Source organism: Streptomyces sp. AA4 (assembly GCF_000158875.1).
Taxonomy (GTDB): domain Bacteria; phylum Actinomycetota; class Actinomycetes; order Mycobacteriales; family Pseudonocardiaceae; genus Amycolatopsis.
The window spans coordinates 4,705,512-4,726,201 of sequence record NZ_GG657746.1 but is presented as its reverse complement, the minus strand read 5'-3'; the positions used below and the strand labels follow the sequence as shown (position 1 = coordinate 4,726,201).

At 70.7% G+C, this 20,690-nt stretch carries 15 protein-coding genes; 13 read left to right on the top strand and 2 right to left on the bottom strand.

Annotated features, from left to right (window positions below; all coding sequences use genetic code 11):
• Positions 1-215: 215 nt before the first annotated feature.
• The 6 genes from SSMG_RS21750 (at position 216) to SSMG_RS42515 (ending at position 10,339) form a co-directional block, all read left to right on the top strand.
• Positions 216-2,195 (top strand): alpha-1,4-glucan--maltose-1-phosphate maltosyltransferase, encoded by a 1,980-nt coding sequence (locus SSMG_RS21750; RefSeq protein WP_009079481.1) that lies wholly within the window; start codon positions 216-218, stop codon positions 2,193-2,195.
• Positions 2,196-2,285: 90 nt separating this feature from the next.
• On the top strand, positions 2,286-4,079 hold the full coding sequence (gene treS / locus SSMG_RS21745; protein ID WP_009079479.1) for a maltose alpha-D-glucosyltransferase: 1,794 nt from the start codon (positions 2,286-2,288) through the stop codon (positions 4,077-4,079).
• A gap of 1 nt (position 4,080) precedes the next feature.
• The gene (locus tag SSMG_RS21740) at positions 4,081-5,493 is read left to right on the top strand and encodes an aminoglycoside phosphotransferase (protein ID WP_009079477.1); all 1,413 of its coding nucleotides are present in this window, start codon (positions 4,081-4,083) and stop codon (positions 5,491-5,493) included.
• Positions 5,494-5,498: 5 nt separating this feature from the next.
• Positions 5,499-7,700, top strand: a complete 2,202-nt coding sequence (gene glgB / locus SSMG_RS21735; RefSeq protein ID WP_037717682.1) for a 1,4-alpha-glucan branching protein GlgB — start codon at positions 5,499-5,501, stop codon at positions 7,698-7,700.
• Positions 7,701-7,984: 284 nt separating this feature from the next.
• Entirely contained in the window at positions 7,985-8,800 is an 816-nt protein-coding gene (locus SSMG_RS21730) for a family 16 glycosylhydrolase (protein WP_009079473.1), read from the top strand.
• Positions 8,801-8,914: 114 nt separating this feature from the next.
• Positions 8,915-10,339 (top strand): S1C family serine protease, encoded by a 1,425-nt coding sequence (locus SSMG_RS42515; protein WP_009079471.1) that lies wholly within the window; start codon positions 8,915-8,917, stop codon positions 10,337-10,339.
• 30 nt (positions 10,340-10,369) lie between these two features.
• Here SSMG_RS42515 and SSMG_RS21715 read toward each other — a convergent pair whose 3' ends face one another.
• Positions 10,370-11,191 (bottom strand): oxidoreductase, encoded by an 822-nt coding sequence (locus tag SSMG_RS21715; RefSeq protein WP_009079469.1) that lies wholly within the window; start codon positions 11,189-11,191, stop codon positions 10,370-10,372.
• 79 nt (positions 11,192-11,270) lie between these two features.
• Between SSMG_RS21715 and SSMG_RS21710 the strand changes: the two genes are divergently transcribed.
• The 4 genes from SSMG_RS21710 (at position 11,271) to SSMG_RS21695 (ending at position 15,861) form a co-directional block, all read left to right on the top strand.
• Positions 11,271-11,795 carry a MarR family winged helix-turn-helix transcriptional regulator gene (locus SSMG_RS21710; RefSeq protein WP_009079467.1) on the top strand — a complete coding sequence of 175 codons (525 nt, stop codon included), beginning with the start codon at positions 11,271-11,273 and terminating at the stop codon, positions 11,793-11,795.
• Between the two features lie 62 nt (positions 11,796-11,857).
• The gene (locus SSMG_RS21705) at positions 11,858-12,418 is read left to right on the top strand and encodes a cysteine hydrolase family protein (RefSeq protein WP_009079466.1); all 561 of its coding nucleotides are present in this window, start codon (positions 11,858-11,860) and stop codon (positions 12,416-12,418) included.
• 1,517 nt (positions 12,419-13,935) lie between these two features.
• The gene (locus SSMG_RS21700) at positions 13,936-15,072 is read left to right on the top strand and encodes an acyltransferase (protein ID WP_199785951.1); all 1,137 of its coding nucleotides are present in this window, start codon (positions 13,936-13,938) and stop codon (positions 15,070-15,072) included.
• Between the two features lie 183 nt (positions 15,073-15,255).
• Positions 15,256-15,861, top strand: coding sequence for a DUF4097 family beta strand repeat-containing protein (locus SSMG_RS21695; protein WP_037714433.1), 606 nt, complete (start codon positions 15,256-15,258; stop codon positions 15,859-15,861).
• Between the two features lie 398 nt (positions 15,862-16,259).
• Here SSMG_RS21695 and SSMG_RS21690 read toward each other — a convergent pair whose 3' ends face one another.
• Positions 16,260-16,535 (bottom strand): YggT family protein, encoded by a 276-nt coding sequence (locus tag SSMG_RS21690; RefSeq protein ID WP_009079462.1) that lies wholly within the window; start codon positions 16,533-16,535, stop codon positions 16,260-16,262.
• A gap of 146 nt (positions 16,536-16,681) precedes the next feature.
• On the opposite strand from SSMG_RS21690, the gene SSMG_RS21685 reads away from it, so the two are divergent.
• The 3 genes from SSMG_RS21685 to SSMG_RS21675 all read left to right on the top strand — a co-directional run bounded on the left by SSMG_RS21685 (position 16,682) and on the right by SSMG_RS21675 (position 20,607).
• Positions 16,682-18,382, top strand: coding sequence for an IlvD/Edd family dehydratase (locus SSMG_RS21685; protein WP_037714430.1), 1,701 nt, complete (start codon positions 16,682-16,684; stop codon positions 18,380-18,382).
• Positions 18,382-19,215 (top strand): fumarylacetoacetate hydrolase family protein, encoded by an 834-nt coding sequence (locus SSMG_RS21680; RefSeq protein WP_009079460.1) that lies wholly within the window; start codon positions 18,382-18,384, stop codon positions 19,213-19,215. The genes SSMG_RS21685 and SSMG_RS21680 overlap by 1 nt, the downstream gene beginning before the upstream one ends.
• 87 nt (positions 19,216-19,302) lie before the next feature.
• Positions 19,303-20,607 (top strand): alginate lyase family protein, encoded by a 1,305-nt coding sequence (locus tag SSMG_RS21675; protein WP_050788248.1) that lies wholly within the window; start codon positions 19,303-19,305, stop codon positions 20,605-20,607.
• The last annotated feature ends 83 nt before the right edge of the window (positions 20,608-20,690 follow it).

Below are 20,690 nucleotides of genomic sequence, written 5' to 3'. Positions count from 1 at the left end.
CGTTTGTTAACGCAATTCGGCGCGCGTGTTGCGGGCCGGAGACGGGAATGCGTCCGGGAGTTCCGCCGAATGGGCGCGTTTCGCCCGACCGGGTGGCGGGAATTGCAGAAAAAGGCCCCGCTGTCAACGGCTTTGGAGGAATCAGGCACACTGACCGTGCTCGCGCGAGCGCACTCCGACCACCCTCCCACCCACCGTGAAAAAGGGGCATTGCCATGACCGGCAGGCTCGGGATCGACGACGTCGCACCCATGGTCAGCTGCGGCCGGCATCCGGCCAAAGCCGTTGCAGGCGAACATTTCCCCGTCACCGCCACGGTCTGGCGGGAGGGCCACGACGCGGTCGCCGCGACGGTCGCCTGGCGCGGTCCGGGCGACCGCGCCGCGCGCCAGACGCGGATGGCCGAACAGGGTCGCGGGCTCGACCGGTTCGGCGCGGTGATCGTGCCCGACGCCGAGGGCATGTGGACCTATCGGGTGGACGCGTGGAGCGATCCCTGGGCCACCTGGGAGCACGCGGTCGAGGTGAAGATCGCCGCCGGGCAGGGGCCGGGGGAGCTGGCGAACGACCTGGAGAGCGGGGCGCGGCTGCTCGACCGCGTGTCGCGCCGCCCGGAGCGCCGGGCCGAGCGCCCGCTGCTCGCCGGGGCCGCGGCCGCGCTGCGCGACGGCGAACGCGATCTCGCCGAGCGCGTCGGGCCGGCGCTCTCGCCTGAGGTCCGCCAGCTCATGCACGATTTCCCGGTGCGCGAGCTGATCACCAAGGGCCGCGTGCTGAAGCTGTGGGTCGACCGCAAACGCGCCGCTTTCGGTTCCTGGTACGAATTCTTCCCCCGGTCCACCGGCGGGGTCGACGCGCAGGGCCGCGCCGTGCACGGCACCTTCGCCACCGCGCAGCGCGAGCTGGACCGCGTCGCGGGCATGGGCTTCGACGTCGTCTACCTGCCGCCGATCCACCCGATCGGCCGGGTGAACCGCAAGGGCCCCAACAACACTCTCGACGCGACGCCGGACGACGTCGGCTCGCCGTGGGCGATCGGCGCGGACGAGGGCGGGCACGACGCGGTCCACCCGGAGCTCGGCACGATCGAGGATTTCGACGCCTTCGTGGCGCGCGCGGGGGAACTCGGTCTCGAGGTCGCGCTCGACCTCGCGCTGCAGGCCGCGCCGGACCACCCGTGGGTGGTGAAGTACCCGGAGTTCTTCACGACCCGCCCGGACGGCACCATCGCGTACGCGGAGAACCCGCCGAAGAAGTACCAGGACATCTACCCGGTCAACTTCGACAACGACCCGCGCGGCATCTACGACGAGGTGCTGCGCGTCGTGCTGCACTGGGTGTCGCACGGGGTGCGGATCTTCCGGGTCGACAACCCGCACACCAAGCCGCCGGACTTCTGGGCGTGGCTGATCCAGTCGGTGAAGGACGCGCATCCGGACGTGCTGTTCCTCGCCGAGGCGTTCACCCGTCCGGCCCGGCTGTGGGGGCTGGCGAAGCTCGGCTTCACGCAGAGCTACACGTATTTCACCTGGCGCACCACGAAAGAAGAGCTGACCGAGTTCGGCACGGACCTCGTCGAGCACTGGGACCACGGCCGCCCGAACCTCTTCGTGAACACTCCGGACATCCTGCACGAATCGCTGCAGCACGGCGGTCCGGGCATGTTCGCGCTGCGCGCCGCGCTCGCCGCGACGATGTCGCCGACCTGGGGCGTGTACTCCGGCTACGAGCTGTTCGAATCCGAGGCGGTGCGGCCGGGCAGCGAGGAGTACCTCGACTCGGAGAAGTACCAGCTGCGCCCGCGCGATTTCGCCCGCGCGCTCGCCGAGGGCCGCTCGCTCGAACCGTGGCTGACCCGGCTCAACGCCGTCCGCCGCGCGCACCCCGCGCTGCAGGGCATGCGGTCGCTGCGCTTCCACCACATCGACAACGACGCCCTGCTCGCCTACTCCAAACAGGACCCGGCGACCGGCGACACGGTCGTCGCGGTGGTGAACCTCGACCCGCACAACGGGCAGGAGGGCACGCTCTGGCTCGACCTGCCGTCGCTCGGCTTCGACTGGTCCGAGCGGCTCATCGCGCACGACGAGGTCACCGGCGAGACCTGGGACTGGGGCCAGGCGAACTTCGTCCGGCTCGAACCGTGGCGGGCGGTGGCGCACATCGTGGCGCTGCGCCGCAGGCTCGCGGCCTGACGCCGCGGCGTCTCGGGCACGCGCGGTTATCCCGGAGCCGTTCGGGATAACCATTGTTCAGCACAGGCTACTCAGGACAAGGTGGAACGGATGGACGAGGAGAGCCGGCCCGGCGCCGCGACGGGACTGGCGGGCGTGCCGCACACCGGGGAGGCGGTGACCGCCGACGGCCTGCTGGTCGAGCCGCAGGCGGACGACTTCGCGCACGCGCACGCGGCGCCGAAGGACCCGGAATGGTTCAAGAGCGCGGTGTTCTACGAGGTGCTGGTGCGCGCGTTCGCCGACTCGAACGGCGACGGCACCGGCGACCTGCGCGGGCTGGCGGGCCGGCTCGACTACCTCGAATGGCTCGGCGTGGACTGCCTGTGGCTGCCGCCGTTCTACGCCTCGCCGCTGCGCGACGGCGGCTACGACATCAGCGATTTCCGGGCCGTGCTGCCGGAATTCGGCAGCGTCGACGACTTCGTGTACCTGCTCGACGAGGCGCACCGGCGCGGCATCCGGGTGATCACCGACCTGGTGCTCAACCACACCTCGGACGCGCATCCGTGGTTCCAGCAGTCCCGCTCGGACCCGGACGGCCCCTACGGCGACTACTACGTGTGGAGCGACGACGATTCCCGCTACGCCGACGCGCGGATCATCTTCGTCGACACCGAAACGTCGAACTGGACCTACGACCCGGTGCGCGGCCAGTTCTACTGGCACCGGTTCTTCTCCCACCAGCCGGACCTCAACTACGAGAACCCGGCCGTGCAGGACGCGATGATCGACGTGCTGCGGTTCTGGCTCGACATCGGCATCGACGGCTTCCGCCTCGACGCCGTGCCCTACCTGTTCGAACAGGAGGGCACCAACTGCGAGAACCTGCCGCGCACGCACGATTTCCTCAAGCGCTGCCGGAAAGTCGTCGACGACGAGTACCCCGGCCGGATCCTGCTCGCCGAGGCGAACCAGTGGCCCAGCGACGTGGTGGAGTACTTCGGCGACGCGGAGTCCGGCGGCGACGAATGCCACATGGCGTTCCACTTCCCGCTCATGCCGCGGATCTTCATGGCGGTGCGCCGGGAATCGCGATTCCCGATCTCGGAGATCCTGCTGCAGACGCCGCAGATCCCGTCCGGCACGCAGTGGGGCATCTTCCTGCGCAACCACGACGAGCTGACGCTCGAGATGGTCAGCGACGAAGAGCGCGACTACATGTACTCCGAGTACGCCAAAGACCCGCGGATGAAGGCCAACATCGGCATCCGCCGCCGGCTCGCCCCGCTGCTGGACAACGACCGCAACCAGCAGGAGCTGTTCACCGCGCTGCTGCTGTCGCTGCCCGGGTCGCCGGTGCTGTACTACGGCGACGAGATCGGCATGGGCGACAACATCTGGCTCGGCGACCGCGACGCCGTCCGCACGCCGATGCAGTGGACCCCGGACCGCAACGCCGGGTTCTCCACCTGCGACCCCGGCCGGATCTACCTGCCGGTGATCATGGACCCGGTCTACGGGCACCAGGCGCTGAACGTCGAGGCGCAGGCCGACAACGCGGCGTCGCTGCTGAACTGGACGCGCCGGATGATCGAGGTCCGCAAGCAGCACCACGCCTTCGGCCAGGGCGATTTCGCCGACCTCGGCGGCTCGAACCCGAGCGTGCTCGCCTACCAGCGCCGGTGGCGGCGCCCGGACGGCCGCGAGGACGTCGTGCTGTGCGTCAACAACCTGTCCCGTTTCCCGCAGCCGGTGGAACTGGACCTGTCCGCGCACCAGGGCGCGACGCCGGTCGAGCTGACCGGCGGGGTGCGCTTCCCGGACATCGGCGAGCTGCCGTACCTGCTCACCCTGCCCGGCCACGGGTTCTACTGGTTCCAGCTGCTCGAGCCGGAAGAATGAGGTGAGTCCGCTGTCGCACCACGGTCCCCCGCCCGAATCGCCCGAGCCGTCCGAACCGTCCGGCCTGTCCGGCGCGCTGGCCGAGCTGCTGCCGGACTGGCTGCCCGCGCAGCGCTGGTTCGCGGGCAAGGACCGGCCGGTCGACGAGGTACGCCCGGCCGGCCTCACCGTGCTGGCCGGCCCGGATCCGCTGCTGGTGCACGCGGTCGTCGACGTGGTGCAGGGCGACCGCACCGAGCCCTACCAGCTGCTGATCGGCCGCCGGTCCGGGATCCCGGAGGTCGCGTCGGCCGCGCTGATCGGCGAACGGTTCTACGAGGCGAGCGGCGACGCCGACCTCACCGCCGGGCTGCTGGACCGGATGGCGGCGGGGGAGTCGGCCGGGCCGCTGCGGTTCTCCGCGGAGCCGGGCGCGACGCTCGAACCCGGGCTGCGCTCGCGGCCGATCACCGCGGAGCAGAGCAACACCTCGCTGGTGTACGGCGGGCAGTACATCCTCAAGCTGTTCCGCAAGCTCAGCCCGGGCATGAACAAGGACCTGCTGCTGCACCGCGCGCTGCAGGACGCCGGGTGCAAGCACGTGGCGCGCGTGGTCGGCTCGATCTCCGGCGAACTGCACGGCGAACCCGCGACGATGGGGATGCTGCAGGAGTTCCTGCCGGACGCGGTCGACGGCTGGGCGATGGCGACCACGAGCGTGCGGGACCTGCTGGCCGATCCGGACCAGTCCGCGGCCGAGGCGGGCGGCGATTTCGCCGGCGAAGCCGAACGGCTCGGCGCCGCGGTGGCCGAGGTGCACGCGGATCTCGCGACCGCGCTCGGCACCGAGCCCGCGGACGCCGGCGAGCTGGACCGAACGGTGCGCGCGATGACCGAACGGCTCGACCAGGTGTCCGAAATGGTCCCGGAGCTGGCGGTGTACGCGCCCGCGCTGCGCGAGGTGTTCGAAGGGGTGCGCGCGCACGCGTCGTCGATCGAGCTGCAGTACATCCACGGAGATCTGCACTTGGGCCAAGTGCTGCGTACCGTCAACGGATGGCTGCTGCTGGACTTCGAAGGCGAACCGGCCGCCCCGGTCGCGGAACGGCACGCGCTGCGCTCGCCGTTGCGCGACGTCGCGGGCATGCTCCGGTCGTTCGACTACGCGGCGCACCAGCGGCTCGTCGGGCAGCCCGAGAACGCGGACGTGACCCGGCACGCGATGGAATGGGCCCGGCGCAACCGCGCCGCGTTCTGCGCCGGGTACGCCCGCGCGGGCGGCCCGGTCGGCGACCTGCAGGACCACGCGGACCTGCTGCGCGCCTTTGAACTGGACAAAGCGGTGTACGAGGTCGCCTACGAGCACGCGAACCGGCCGGACTGGCTGAGCGTGCCGCTGGCGGCGATCGCCCGCAGCACCGACGGAAGCGAGTGACCCCCGTGAACGCTGTCCCCGCGGATCTGCCCTCGGCGGCGCCGTCTCCGCGCGACATCGACCGGCTGCTGGCAGGCGAGCACCACGACCCGCATTCGGTGCTCGGCGTGCACACCGACGGCAGCGACATCGTCGTGCGGGCGCTGCGCCCGGGCGCGACGTCGGTGTCCGTCGTCGCCGGCGAGCGCCGCGTCCCGCTGGAACGGGTGGCGGACGCGCTGTTCGCCGCGACGCTGCCGGAACATCCCGGCGACTACCGGATCGAAGTCGGCTACGACAACCACACTGTCGTCGCCGACGACCCGTACCGGTGGCTGCCGACGGTGGGGGAGCTGGACCAGCACCTCATCGGCGAAGGACGGCACGAACGGCTGTGGGACGTCCTCGGCGCGCACGTGCGCCGGTACGACACCCCGAACGGCGTCGTCGAAGGCGTGTCCTTCGCGGTGTGGGCCCCGACCGCGCGCGGCGTGCGGGTGATCGGCGACTTCAACGGCTGGGAGGGCCGCGGCCACCCGATGCGCTCGCTCGGGTCGTCCGGCGTGTGGGAGCTGTTCGTGCCCGGCGTTTCCGTCGGCAGCTGCTACAAATTCCGCATCCTCGGCGCGGACGGGCACTGGCACGAGAAGGCCGACCCGATGGCGTTCGCCACCGAGGTGCCGCCCGCGACCGCGTCGAAGGTGACCGAATCGTCGTACGCCTGGGGCGACGACGAGTGGGTCGCCCGGCGCGAGGCGACCGACTGGGCGGACGCGCCGATGAGCGTGTACGAGGTGCACCTCGGCTCGTGGCGGCCCGGGCTCGGCTACCGCGAACTGGCCGACCAGCTGGCCGACTACGTCGAGGAAACCGGCTTCACCCACGTCGAATTCCTGCCGGTGGCCGAGCATCCGTTCGGCGGCTCGTGGGGCTACCAGGTCACGTCGTACTACGCGCCGACGTCGCGGTTCGGGTCGCCGGACGATTTCCGGTACCTGGTCGACCACCTGCACCAGCGCGGCATCGGCGTGCTCGTGGACTGGGTGCCCGCGCATTTCCCGCGCGACATCTGGGCGCTGGCGCGGTTCGACGGCAGCCCGCTGTACGAGCACGAGGACCCGCGCCGCGGCGAGCAGCCGGACTGGGGCACGCTCGTGTTCAACTTCGGCCGCAACGAGGTGCGCAACTTCCTCGTCGCCAACGCGCTGTTCTGGCTGGAGGAGTTCCACCTCGACGGCCTGCGCGTGGACGCGGTCGCCTCGATGCTGTACCTCGACTACTCGCGCAAGGACGGCGAGTGGCTGCCGAACGAGTACGGCGGCCGGGAAAACCTCGACGCCGTACGGTTTCTGCAGGAGCTGAACGCGACTGTCTACAAGCGACACCCGGGCGTCGTGATGGTCGCCGAGGAGTCCACCGCCTGGCCGGGCGTCACCCGCCCGACGCATCTGGGCGGCCTGGGCTTCGGCTTCAAGTGGAACATGGGCTGGATGCACGACACGCTCCGCTACCTGTCGCACGAGCCGATCCACCGGGCGTACCACCACAACGAGATGACGTTCTCGCTCGTGTACGCGTGGAGCGAGAATTTCGTCCTGCCGCTGTCGCACGACGAAGTGGTGCACGGCAAGGGTTCGCTGTGGGAACGGATGCCGGGCGACGACTGGAACAAGGCCGCCGGGCTGCGCGCGCTGCTGGCGTTCATGTGGGCGCATCCGGGCAAGCAATTGCTGTTCATGGGCGGCGAATTCGGCCAGCCGCGCGAATGGTCGGAGTCGCGGTCGCTGGACTGGCACCTGCTGGAAAGCCCGCTGCACCGCGGCGTGCGCGACCTGATCCGGCAGCTGAACGCGGTTTACCGGGACACCGCCGCGCTGTTCAGCGGCGACGTCCGGCCCGAGGGCTTCCGCTGGATCGACGCGAACGACTCGGGCGGGAACGTGCTGAGCTTCCTGCGCCTCGGCGCGGACGGTTCGCGGCTGGCGTGCGTCGCGAACTTCGCCGGGGTCCCGCACCACGACTACCGGGTCGGCCTCCCGTCCGCCGGACGCTGGACCGAGGTGCTGAACACCGACGCGGAGTCCTTCGGCGGTTCGGGCGTCGGGAACCTCGGCGCGGTGGAGGCGACCGAGGAGCCGTGGCACGGACAGCCCGCGTCGGCGGTGCTGCAGCTGCCGCCGAGCGGGGTGGTGTGGCTGCTGGAGGAGCGTCCGTCCGCGGAGGCTTGACCCGCCTGCGCACTTGCCGCCGCGGCGGTCCGTGAGGGCCACCTTCAGGGACTCTGAGTACCTCAGGGTTCCCCTCACGGACGGCCACGGCAGGTTCGCTTGCCCGTCCGGCCCTCCTGCGTTGCCCGGAGTTCCTCCTGTGAGCGCCCTTTTCCGGCCTTGGTCGGAAAATGACCCACGGGACGTATTGCCGGTGAACGCACTGGTCGGCATACTTTGTTGCCATCCACAACAAACCCGGGGTGGCGCCGCCAGGCCGCCCCTCGAGTGATCGAGGGATGACGATGACGTCCAGGCACACCTCCGCTCGCTGGCGGCTGCTCGCGATTCCCGCCGCGCTCGCCCTTGTCGGCACGGCCGCGCTGGCGCCCGCGGGCAACGCCGCCCCGGCCGCCGGGTTCTCCGACGACTTCGACGGCCCGGCCGGCTCGCCCGCCGACGGGAGCAAGTGGACCTACGAAACCGGCGACAACAACGGCAACAACCACGAACGGCAGTGGTACACCGCGGGCGCGGCCAACGGCGCGCTCGACGGCCAGGGCCACCTCGTGATCACCGCGAAGAAAGAGAACTCCGGCCGCACCTGCTGGTACGGCGCGTGCCAGTACACCTCCGCGCGGCTGAACACGTCCGGCAAGTTCAGCCAGGCGTACGGGCATCTGGAAGTGCGGATGAAACTGCCGCGCGGACAGGGGATGTGGCCCGCGTTCTGGATGCTCGGCGGCGGGCAGTGGCCGGACGACGGCGAGATCGACGTGATGGAGAACATCGGCAAGGAGCCGAACACCGTGCACGGCACGATCCACGGCCCGGGCTACTCGGGCGCGGGCGGCATCGGCGCGCCGTTCACCGGCCCGAACTTCTCCGACGATTTCCACACCTACGCGGTCGACTGGGCGCCGGGCAAGATCGTCTGGCTGGTCGACGGACAGGCCTATCAGACCCGCACCCCGGCGGACCTCAACGGCAAGAAATGGGTGTACGACCACCCGTTCTTCCTGATCCTCAACCTCGCGGTGGGCGGCGACTGGCCGGGCGACCCGGACGGCAGCACCCAGTTCCCGCAACAGCTGGTGGTCGACTACGTCCACGTGAGCTGACCGCTCTAGCCGCCGTCCGGGTCCACAGCTTCCGCACGGACGACGGCAAGGAAAATCTCAGGGAGCGGGTGTTTCCTGAGCTGGCGGAGGGGCTACGAGACGCAGGAGCGGACCATGAACGAGCAGGAGAGCGGCGGGCGCGACCAGGGACAACCCGGCTACGGCGGGCAGGCTTACCCGCCGGGAGCGGGGCAGCCGTACCAGCAGGGCTGGGCGCACTGGGGCACTCCGCCGCCCGGCGCCTACGGTCCCCAATACGCCGGTCAGCCCTATCCGACCCAGCAGTTCGACCAGCCGCGTTCGCGGCACCCGTTGCGGACGGCGGCCGTCACAGTCGGCGCGATCGCGTTGTCGGTCGCCGTCGGGCTCGGGGTGGGGCACTTCGTGTGGACGCCGTCCGCGCCGTCCGGCGTGTCGGGGAACCAGAACTTCGGCTCGATCGGCAACCAGACCAACCCGTCGAACACGGCGCTCGACCCGCAAGCGATCGCGAAGAAGGTCAGCGCGGGCATCGTCAACATCAACACCGAGCTGGGCTACCAGGGCGCGGCCGCGGCGGGCACCGGCATCGTGCTCACCCCCGACGGCGAGGTGCTCACGAACAACCACGTCGTCGAGGGCGCGACGAGCATCAAGGTCACCGACATCGGCAACGGCCAGACGTATCCCGCCTCCGTGCTCGGCTACGACCGCAGTCACGACGTCGCGGTGCTCAAGCTGGCCGCGGCGTCCGGGCTGGCGACGGAGACGCTCGGCGATTCGTCGTCGGTCAAGGTCGGCGACGCGGTCGTCGGGCTCGGCAACGCCGGAGGCGCCGGGGGAGCGCCGATCCCGGCCGGCGGGCGGGTGACCGCGCTGAACCAGTCGATCACCGCGTCCGACGAATCGAACAGCTCGTCCGAGCAGCTGAAGGACCTGATCCAGGTCGACGCGAACATCCAGTCCGGCGATTCCGGCGGCCCGCTCGTGAACGCGCAGGGCCAGGTCGTCGGCGTGGACACCGCGGCCTCGGCCGGATACCAGTTCAACGGCGGCGGACGGCGCGGGCACAGCGGGCTCGGCAACGGCTTCCCCGGCGACAACTCCCAGGGCGGCTCACAAGGCGACGGCTCCCAGGGCAACGGCTCCCAGGGCAACGGCTCCCAGGGTTCCGGCGGGCACGAGGGCTACGCGATCCCGATCAACCAGGCGATCTCCCTCGCGCACCAGATCGTCGGCGGCACCGGCTCCGACACTGTCCACATCGGAAAGAGCGCGTTCCTCGGCGTGACCGTCAGCGATGCCGGGCAGCAGCAGGGCGGAACCGGTTCGGGCGCGGCGATCCAGCAGGTCGTCCCGGACGGCGCGGCCGCGCAAGCTGGCCTGGCCGCCGGCGACGTGATCACCGCGGTGGACGGCAAAGCGGTCGATTCGCCCACCGCGCTGACCGCCCTGATGGACCAGCACCACCCCGGCGACAAGCTGACGGTGACTTTCCTCGATCAGACCGGTCAGCAGCAGAACGCGACGGTCGTGCCCGCCGACGGGCCCGTCGGCTGACCCCGGGTTTGTCCGGACGGCTGAAGGTGTTCAGTCGTCCGGATAACGCGTGTCCAGCGAAACCTCCTCCCACGCCGCGAGATCGGCGAGCTGTTGTTCGAGCTTCGCCCGGATCCGGGTCACCGCCTCGGGTCCGAGCGGCAGCCGCAGCGGCGAGTCCGGAGTGTCGACCAGTTTGACAATGGCCTCGGCGGCTTTCCTCGGATCGTTCGGCTGCGCGCCGTCCTGTGCGGAAAACCGTTGGCGCATCAGGCCTGCCGGGGTGTCTTTGTAGTCGTCGATGGGCTCGGAGAACGTCATCGACCGCCCGGCGAAGTCCGTCCGGAACGGCCCCGGTTCCACCAGGCTGACCCGGATCCCGAGCGGCGCGACCTCCCCGGCGAGCGCCTCGGACATCCCTTCCAGCGCGAACTTCGACGTCGCGTACAACGCGTGCCCCGGGTTCCCGACCACCCCGCCGACCGACGACAGCTGCACGATGTGCCCGCTGCGCTGCGCCCGCAGATGCGGCAGCACCGCGCGCGTGACGTTGAGAACGCCGAAGACGTTGGTCTCGAGCACCTGCCGCGCCTGCGCGTCGGTCAGTTCCTCCAGCGCCCCGACCAGCCCGTGTCCCGCGTTGTTGACCAGCACGTCGATCCGCCCGTACTCGCCGATCGCCGCGGCCACTGCCGCCTCCACCGACGCCGGATCCGTCACGTCCAGCCGAGCGGTGAACGTCTCCAACCCTTCGAGTGCGCTCGTGTCGCGAGCCGTGGCCACGACCTTTTCGCCGCGCGCCAGCACGGTTTCCGCGAGCACGCGGCCGAACCCGCTGCTCGCTCCCGTGATGAACCAGACGCGTCCGGGCATGCGGACCTCCCCAGGAGCAGTTATCTTGATACTCAAATCAAACTACCTTGAGCTTCGAGGGAGTGTCCAGTTGGACTCAGTGGGAGCGGACCTGCCCGAATGGCTGGCCGTGATGCCGGACGGCGTGGACGAGCAGGTCGAAGCGGCGCGGCAGCGAATCGGACGGCTGTCGCGGCAGTTCGAGCAGGTGCTCCGCGACGTCGCGGAGGAATACGGCTTCAGCACGGGGGATTGGCAAGCCCTGTCGGCGCTGCACCGCTCAGGCCGCGCCGCCGTGCTCACACCGAAGGAACTGGGCGACCGGCTGGGCGTCACCTCCGGCACCGTCACGGTCCGCATCGACCGCCTGGAGCGCGCGGGCCTGGTGGAACGCGTAACCGGTTCCGCGGACGGCCGCAGCCGCCCGATCCGCTTGACCCGCAAAGGCCGCGCCCGCTGGGCCGCCGCGACCCGGAAACGCACGGAACGAGAGCAGGCCCTGTTCACGTCCGTGCTGAACGACGACGATCTCGCTGTGCTGAACGCTCTCCTGTCCCGCGTGCTGACCCGCTTCGAAACCGAGTTCGGCCCGTCCTCCGCGCACGATGCACTTCGCCCGGAGTGACTTCGCCGTTTTTTGTCGGTGGTGGGCGCTAGCGTGAGCGGCACCTGACTGGAGGGAAGACCATGACCACTCTCAAGGACCGGCCTAACACCGCACTGCTGGTCGTCGATGTGCAAACGGGCGTCGTCGCCGACGCGCACGAACGGGACAGCGTCGTGGCGAACGTCGCCGCCTTGGTGGACAAAGCCCGGGAGGCCGAGGTCCCCGTCGTGTGGGTGCGGCACCACGACAAGGATCTGGCGAAGGACAGCCCGGAATGGGAACTGGTCCCGGAGCTGAAGCCCTTGCCCGCGGAGCCCTTGGTGGAGAAGTCCTACGGCGACTCGTTCGAAGAAACCACCCTGGAATCGGTGCTCGCCGACCTCGGCGTGGGACACCTGGTGGTCAGCGGAGCCCAGACGGACGCCTGCATCCGCTCCACCCTGCACGGCGCCTTCGCCCGAGGCTACGACGCGACCTTAGTGAGCGACGCCCACACGACCGACGACCTCACCAACTGGGGCGCGCCGCCGCCCGCACAGGTCATCGCTCACACGAACCTGTACTGGACCCACCAAACCGCCCCCGGCCGGACGGCGGGCACGGTGGCCACGAAGGAGGTCGCCTTCAAGCGCGGGTCGTGAGCCCGTCCGGTCGTGAGCCCGGTCTGGTCGCGCGCCCGTCGCCCCTGGTCGTGAGACCGTCGCCGGGAGCCGGGAGCCGGGAGCCGGGAGCCGGGAGCCGGGAGCCGGGAGCCGGGAGCCGGGAGCCGGGAGCCATGTCCGGAGGCGCTGAGCCACGCGGGGAGGCGGACGGCGCGTGGCGGGGAGGTGCCGAGCCGCGGGGGCGTGAGCTGGGAGCCGGTAGCCGGAAGCCATGCGCGGAGGCGCTGAGCCACGCGGGGAGGCGGACGGCGCGTGGCGGGGAGGTGCCGAGCCGCGGGGGCGTGAGCTGGGAGCCGGTAGCCGGAAGCCATGCGCGGAGGCGCTGAGCCACGCGGGGAGGCGGACGGCGCGTGGCGGGGAGGTGCCGAGCCGCGGGGGCGTGAGCTGGGAGCCGGTAGCCGGAAGCCATGCGCGGAGGCGCTGAGCCACGCGGGGAGCCGGACGGCGCGCGGCGGGAAGGTGCCGAGTCGCGCGGGGGTCGGCGTGAGCTGGGCGTCGGGGGCGGGATGGTGCTCTGCGGGGAGGCTCCGAGTCGCGCGGGGGTCGGCGTGAGCTGGGCGCCGGGAGCGGGATGGTGCTCTGCCGGGAGGCGCCGAGCCGCGCGAAGGTTGGCGTGAGCGGGAGCCGGACGGTGTGCTGCGCAGAGGCACCGAGCCGCGCGGGTCGCCGGGAACCTGGTACGCAGCCCGGAAGTCCGGAGCCGGGCGGCGCGTTGCCCGGAGGCGCCGAGCCAGGGAGGTCGACGGGAGCTGCGCGCCGTCCGGGAGTGGGTGGGCTGCGCGGGTCAGGAGCCTGGAGTTCCGCTCGTCGCGCTGCCCGGATGCGCCGGGCTGCGTGAACCGGCCCGGATGCGGGAGCCCTGGACCCGGAGACCACACGCCGGAAGCGAGGCGGCAAGGAACCGGACGGCACGCTTCGCGGATGGGCGAGCCTCGTGAGTCGGCTCGGAGTGGGGAGCGGGAGCTGCGGTGTCCCGGAGTGGGTGCGCTGCTCGACGGCCGAGCGTCGTGCTGGCCGGAGGCGGCAAACGGGGCGGGCCGCCGTGAACCTGCCGCAGCCGGGAAGCCGGGCGGGGAGGCCAGGGGGGTGGCTTGCCCATGCGGTGCTGACGAGGACTCGCGCCGAGCGAGGGGGCGTGGCGTGCCGTCGTGCGGGAGCGGCTCCACCCAGAGTCGTTCGCCGCGGCCCCACCGGACCGATTCAGCCGCAACAACAGACCCGGCCACGACCTCGTCCACCGGAACCGAGCAAGCGTTCGTCCGTCACATCCACCGGGTGAATCCTCGCTGCCCCAACCTAAAACCTCTCACTCGCCGGAACCCCGCACCAGCAGCCGACACCGCCAACCCCGGCAGAAACCCTCTGCCACCACGGCTTTCCCCGGAACCAGCCCGCGCACCGAGCCGCGAAACCGCGCCCTGTACCGGAAATGTCCCGCGCGCCGCGCCCCAGGGTGCCTCCCCGCGACGGTAACCCGACCAGTTACGGTGACCCGCGTGTCCTCGTTCCGTCCGGTGAGCGTGTCTTCGGGGAACCGGCGGATCAGCTGGGACCTCGTGCGCGGTGGGTGCGTCGTGCTGGTGCTGCTGTACCACGCGACCTACATGAGCGTCGTCGTGCACCCGGAACTGGGGCCGCGGCGGTTCGTGTTCCCGCATCAGATCGGGGCGAGCCTGCTGCTCGTGATCTCCGCGTACTTCGCCGCCGTCACGATCGGGCGCGGGGCGCTCGGCCGGTACTGGTGGGGGAGGATCGCGCGGTTGCTGCCGCCGTTCCTCGCCGCCGTCGTGGCGATCTACTTCGCGCTGCGGTACCTGTCGCCGCCCGGCTGGTTCGGCCCCCGCTTCGGCGACCTCGCCGCCAACCTCCTGATGCTCTGGAACTGGAAACCCGCCGAGTTTCCCTTCCTCGACGGCTCCCACTGGACGATTCCCCTCCAGCTCATGGCGTTCACCGTCGCCGCGCTGCTCTACCGGAGCAGCTGGGGCCACGGCCGCAAGTTCCGGATCGTGATGTGGGCCGCCCTGCTCGTCCCGCTCGCGCAGTGGCCGCTGCGCGTCGCCGGTCCGCCCGAGTGGTATCGCGTCGTCGTCGACGGGTTCGGATTCCACCGCTGGCACCTGTTCGTCGCGGGCATCGCGGTCCGGCTCTGGGCGACGAAACGCCTTTCCACCGCGGAATTCGTGCTGCTGGAAGTCCTGTGCGTCACCGCGCACGCGCTGCACGGCGCGGCCGTCACCCCCGCCGGGATCAAGGTCGAATGGGGCTCGACGATCGGCATCGCGATCGGGATCGCGGTCATCTCGCTCGCCGCGGCGGGCCCGGACTGGAACCGCTTCCTCCCGTCGTTCGTCCAGCGCGCGATCACCTGGTTCGCCGGCATCTCCTACGGCGTCTTCCTGATCCACCAGGCCATCGGCTACCTCGTGCTGCACTGGCTGTCCGGCCTCGGCGTCGACCCGCTGCTGCAGACCGCGGGCATGATCGCCGCCGGCGTCGTCCTCGGCTGGGCGCTCACCCGCTTGGTCGAACGCCCCGCCCACCGCTTCCTCATGCGCGGCTACGACTCCTGGACCGCCCGCCGCCGCCCCGACGGCGAACCGTCCCCGGTCGCCGCCGGGAAGCCCGGCTGACGGACAACCCTGACAGATGTCCGGGACATCCCCGATGCCCGGCGGCTGAGCACGGCCATAACGTGAAAGTCCGGCTTCAAGAGAAGAGGACGAAACGTGCGAAGTGGTCGGTTGGCCGTGGCTGGTGTCCTGGCAGTGAGCGTCTCGGCATGCCAGCTCCCCGTGCAACACGACGGGGATTCCGTGTCGCTCTGGCAAAACACCGTGAAGGACACGTCGACGCTCGCCGGTTCGGCGACGGCGATCAAGATCGACAGCCCCGCCGGATACGTGCGGCTGCGTTCCGGCGGCGCCCGCGACTCGATCACCGTCGAGCGCGAGATCCGTTACCAAGGGACGAAACCGGACGGCGTCTGGCATCGCTTGAGCGGTCCGACGCTCGAACTCGGCGGGTCGTGCGGAGCCCAGTGCGTCGTCTCCTACACCGTGACCTTGCCCGACCGGGCCGCGGTGACCGGGAAGATGGGAGCGGGCGAGTTCGACGCGGCGAAGGTCAGTTCGCTGGACCTGACGATGTCCGCGGGAAAGGTCTCGGTCCAGGATTCGGCCGGGCCGGTCAAGGCGGTGACCTCCGTCGGAGAAGTGGACATCGCCCTGAGCGCGCCCGCGGACGCCACCATCAGGACCGACGTGGGCGCCGTTTCCCTCGCCGTCCCGGGCACGGACTACGCGGTTTCGGCGAAGACCGCGGTCGGCGAGCGCAGCGGCACGCTCCCGGACCGGCAGGCCGGCGCGCACCGGATCGACGTCAGCTCCAGCGCCGGGGAAATCCGGGTCGATTCCCGCTGATCCGGCTCCGCCGCACCCGGGCAACCGGGAAGGGGGTGCGGCGGCTCGGCCCCGGATTCGGAGCGCGGTGACTGGGGAGTGGGTTCGGTGCGAACCGGGGCGCGCCGTGATTCGGTTGGGCGCAGGGCGAGATCGTCGGGGAGTTGGTGCGGGCGCCGGGCCCGGAACTAGTTCGAGGCGGCGGGAACGCGTTCATGCTCCGGCCCGAAGTCGGAGCGAAGCAACAGGGGGTGGGGGCGGTGGGAACCTGAGGCGATCGGCCGCGGTGAACACCAAAAAAGATCGCTTCGACAGGAAAGCCAGCGTCGACGCCCGTACTCCCGACCGCCACGCCACCTGCCCGCGTCACTCCACAATGGACACCCAACGCCCAGGAAAGTCCCCGCCGCGAGCACCCCTCACAGCGCGAACGCGACAGACCGCACCACCAGCGCCGCGATGAAGACCACCGTGAACGCCAGGTCGATCCCCACCCCGCCGGCGCGGATCGGCGGCAGCACCCGGCGCACCGGGGCGATCACCGGCTCGGTCGCGCGGTGGCTGATCCGCCGCGCCTGGCCGAGCCACGCGGGCCCGGTCGCGACCAGGCGCGTCCAGTCCAGGACCATCCGCACCACCAGCACCACGACGAACACGGTCAGGACGTACCCGACCAGGGTCCCGATCAGGCTCATCGCACACCTCGCTTTTCCGGCGACATTCTCACCCCTCCCAACGTCCGGCGCCCCCGCGAAGTGTCCGGTTCACCGGAATTCTCAGCCGATTGCCAGGATCCGCGCGATCGGGTATCGAGGAAGGCTCCGGAGAAGGGAGCGGCGGAGTGCGCAGTGCGGCGTGGTTCGGGGCGTCCGGCCGGGCGGGGATGATCCACCGCTCGTGGATGCGGTCCCAGGGCTTCGGCCCGGAGGTGTTCGACGGCCGCCCGGTGATCGGGATCGCGGTGAGCGCTTCCGAGCTGGCCCCGTGCAACGTCCACCTCGACCGCGTCGCCGAGGCGGTCAAGCGCGGCGTCTGGCAGGCGGGCGGCCTCCCGCTCGCGTTCCCGACGATGGCGACCGGCGAAACGCTCATGCGCCCCACCGCGATGCTCTACCGCAACCTGATGGCGATGGAGGTCGAGGAGCTGATCCGCGCCAACCCGCTCGACGGCGTCGTCCTCCTTTCCGGCTGTGACAAGACGACCCCGGCGATGCTGATGGGCGCGGCGAGCGTCGACCTGCCCGCGGTGATGGTGACCGGCGGCCCGATGCTCAACGGCAAGTTCCGCGGCGGCGACGTCGGCTCGGGCACGCACGTCTGGAAATTCGAGGAAGAAGTCAAAGCCGGCCGGATGACCGAGGAGGAGTGCTTCTTCGCCGAGGGCTGCATGGCCCGCTCGAACGGCCACTGCATGACCATGGGCACCGCGTCGACGATGGCCTGTCTAGCCGAAGCGCTCGGCATGCAGCTGCCCGGTTCGGCAACCTGGCCCGCGGTCGACGCGCGGCGCTTCGAAACCGCGCAGGCGGCCGGTCAGCGGATTGTCGCGATGGTCGAGGAAAACCTGCGTCCGTCCGACATCCTGACCCGCGAGGCGTTCGAAAACGCGATCCGCGTCAACGCGGCGATCGGCGGGTCCACCAACGCGATCGTGCACCTTCTCGCGCTGGCCGGGCGCGTCGGCGTCCCGCTCGCCATGAACGACTTCGACGAGCTGGGCCGCGCTGTTCCCACCTTGGTGAACCTGATGCCCTCGGGCGGGTTCCTGATGGAGGATTTCTGTTACGCGGGCGGCGTTCCGGTGGTCCTGAGCAGGCTCGCCGAAGCCGGGCTCCTGCACGCCGACGTCCGCACGGTCACCGGCAAGCCGAGAGAACCCGCGGAGTGCTGGAACGACGAGGTAATCACGACCGTCGAGGCGCCGTTCCAGCCGCCCGGCACCGGAACCGCTGTGCTCACCGGGAATCTCGCCCCGGACGGTGCGGTGCTGAAGCAGTCGGCCGCGTCGCCGGAACTGCTCACGCACACCGGCCCGGCGCTCGTCTTCGACACCGCGGAGGAGTACCACCGCGTGGCCGACGACCCGGACCTGCCGGTCACCCCCGACACGATCCTGGTGATCCGCGGCGCGGGTCCCAAGGGCTACCCGGGGATGCCGGAGGTGGCGAACGTCCCGGTGCCGAAAGAGCTGCTCGCACAAGGGATCACCGACGTGGTGCGGATCTGCGACGGCCGGATGTCCGGCACCGGCTACGGCACGGTCGTGCTGCACGTGAGCCCGGAATCGGCGGTCGGCGGCCCGCTCGCGCTCGTCCGCACCGGCGACCGGATCACGCTCGACACCCCGGCCCGCCGGCTGACCCTGCACGTGCCCGACGAGGAACTCGCCGCCCGCCGCGCGGCATGGACGCCGCCGGAAAGCCCGTACCGCAGCGGATACACCTGGCTCTACCGCGAGCACGTCACCCAGGCCCACCTCGGCGCGGACTTCGATTTCCTGCACGGCACCCGCGGTTCCGCCGTGCCGAGGGATTCGCACTGATGCGCCGCCTCGCGAAAACCGCCGCGGGCTGGCGGGTCACCGACGGCGAGTCCACCGGCGCGCTCCCGCCTGGCACCACGCTCGGCTCCCTCCTGGCCCGGCCCGCCACCGAATTCGCCACGGCGCTGGCGATCGAGCTGACGCCAGGGGAGCCGGGCGACCTGCGCGCACCGGTCGACGACGACACCGAGGTGTGGGCCGCCGGAGTCACCTACGAGGTGTCGCGCGAGGCGCGGATGGAGGAAAGCGGCGACGCCGACGTCTACGCGCGGGTCTACGAGGCGGAACGGCCGGAGCTGTTCTTCAAGAGCGTCGGGCACCGCGTCCGGGGGCCGGGCGAGCCGATCGGCGTGCGCGAGGATTCCGCTTGGGACGTTCCCGAGCCCGAATTGGCGTTGGTGTGCAACGCGTTTGGGGAGATCGTCGGCTACACGATCGTCAACGACGTGAGTTCGCGCAGCATCGAAGGCGAGAACCCGCTGTACCTGCCGCAGGCCAAGACGTACCGCGGCTCGTGCGCGGCCGGGCCGTGGATCGTGCCCGCGAACGAGGTCCCGGACCCGTACGCGCTCGGCATCGCGGTGTCGATCCATCGCGCCGGAGCACTGCTCTGGTCAGGGGAGACGTCCACTGCGCGGCTGCACCGGCGGCTCACCGAGCTGGTCGGGTGGCTCTATCGCGGCGACGTTTTCCCGCGCGGCGCCGTCCTGGCCACCGGTACATCGGCGGTTCCCGGCCCGGACGTCACGCTCGAGGCGGACGACGAGGTCACCATCATGATCGAGGGCATCGGCACCCTCCGGAACCCGGTCCGCCGCGGCCGCTCCGCCTGACCTCCTCTTGACGCGGCCGCACGCGCTCGGCTATTCAATCTCAGTTCACATATCTGTGGAGTATTCATATTCTTGAACGGAGTTGCGGTGCTGCCTCCTTCCCGGTCTTCCCGTCCGCGTCGTCTCGCGGCGGTTCTCGCGACGGTCGCGGGGCTGCTCGCGACCACTGCCGGAGCGGCGACCGCCGCGCCCGCGCCGAGGTCCTGCTCTTTTATCTGCGTGCCGGACACCGTCGTGCTCGACGGCGTGCACCTGGCAGGCAACAAAATCGGCCTGATGGCCGGGAACCCGACGCTGCGCACGGCGTTGTCGAATCTGCTGAAGCAGGCCGACGACGCGCTGACGAAGGGTCCGTGGACGGTCGTCGACAAGGAGCGCGTCCCGCCGAGCGGCGACAAGCACGACTATCTGAGCCTCGCGCCGTACTACTGGCCCAGTCAGCCGAAAACGCCGGAAAACCCGCAGGGCTGCCCGTACGTCGACCGCGACGGCCAGGTCAACCCCGAGATGAAGAACGTGCCGGACAAGGCCGAGCGGCTCGTCGCGTTCAACTCGATCTACCAGCTCTCGCTCGCCTGGTACTACACCGGCAAGGCCGAATACGCCCAGCGCGCCGCGCTCGATCTGCGCACCTGGTTCCTCGACGCGGCGACGAAAATGAACCCGAACCTGAACTTCGCGCAGGGCATCCCGTGCAAGACCGACGGGCGGGGGATCGGCATCATCGAGTTCTCCTACACCTTCACCCAGGTCCTCGACGCCGCCCGGATCCTCGACGCGGGCGCGCCCGGCTGGACGAAGGCCGACGGCAAGGCGTTCCGCGGCTGGTCGGCCGATTTCCTCACCTGGTTGCGCACCAGCAAGAACGGCACCGACGAGGCCAAGGCGACCAACAACCACGGCACCTTCTACGACCTGCTCACGGCAGCGACCGCGAGCTACGTCGGCCAGCGGGACCTCGCCCGGCAGATCGTCCGCGATTCCGGCAGGGCCCGGATCGACCGCCAGATCGCCGCGGACGGCGGCCAGCCCGAGGAATCGACCCGCACGCGGACGTACCACTACCACACGTTCAACCTGGTCGCGCTGACCCGGCTCGCGCAGCTGGGCAAGCACCTGGGCGTCGACCTGTGGGCCTACCGGAACCCGCAGGGCGGCAGCATTTTCGCCGCCGTCGACCACCTGCTCCCGGCGGCCACCGGCGCCGCGCCCTGGCCGTTGCCGGACATCCACTTCATCCAGTACGCCGCCCTCGACAGCGTGCACGCCGCGGCTGACGCGGGGGACCGGAAGGCCCGCGCCGCGGTCGGCCGCATCCCGGTCCCGCCCGGCGGCGACCTGTTCCCGGTGCGCCCGGCGGCCGAGCAGCTGGACGACGTTTCCACCACCTGACCCCGGTTTTCACCCGGACGCGGCACCCGCCGCGTCCGGGTTTCCGGCGGCGGTCGTGGAACGATTCAGAACGACCGATTCGC

Bases quoted from the DNA above. Each gene is read 5' to 3' on its own strand.
- SSMG_RS21750 (WP_009079481.1), top strand. From the start codon at position 216: ATGACCGGCAGGCTCGGGATCGACGACGTCGCACCCATGGTCAGCTGC.
- treS (WP_009079479.1), top strand. From the start codon at position 2,286: ATGGACGAGGAGAGCCGGCCCGGCGCCGCGACGGGACTGGCGGGCGTG.
- SSMG_RS21730 (WP_009079473.1), top strand. From the start codon at position 7,985: ATGACGTCCAGGCACACCTCCGCTCGCTGGCGGCTGCTCGCGATTCCC.
- SSMG_RS42515 (WP_009079471.1), top strand. From the start codon at position 8,915: ATGAACGAGCAGGAGAGCGGCGGGCGCGACCAGGGACAACCCGGCTAC.
- SSMG_RS21715 (WP_009079469.1), bottom strand. From the start codon at position 11,191: ATGCCCGGACGCGTCTGGTTCATCACGGGAGCGAGCAGCGGGTTCGGC.
- SSMG_RS21705 (WP_009079466.1), top strand. From the start codon at position 11,858: ATGACCACTCTCAAGGACCGGCCTAACACCGCACTGCTGGTCGTCGAT.
- SSMG_RS21690 (WP_009079462.1), bottom strand. From the start codon at position 16,535: ATGAGCCTGATCGGGACCCTGGTCGGGTACGTCCTGACCGTGTTCGTC.
- SSMG_RS21680 (WP_009079460.1), top strand. From the start codon at position 18,382: ATGCGCCGCCTCGCGAAAACCGCCGCGGGCTGGCGGGTCACCGACGGC.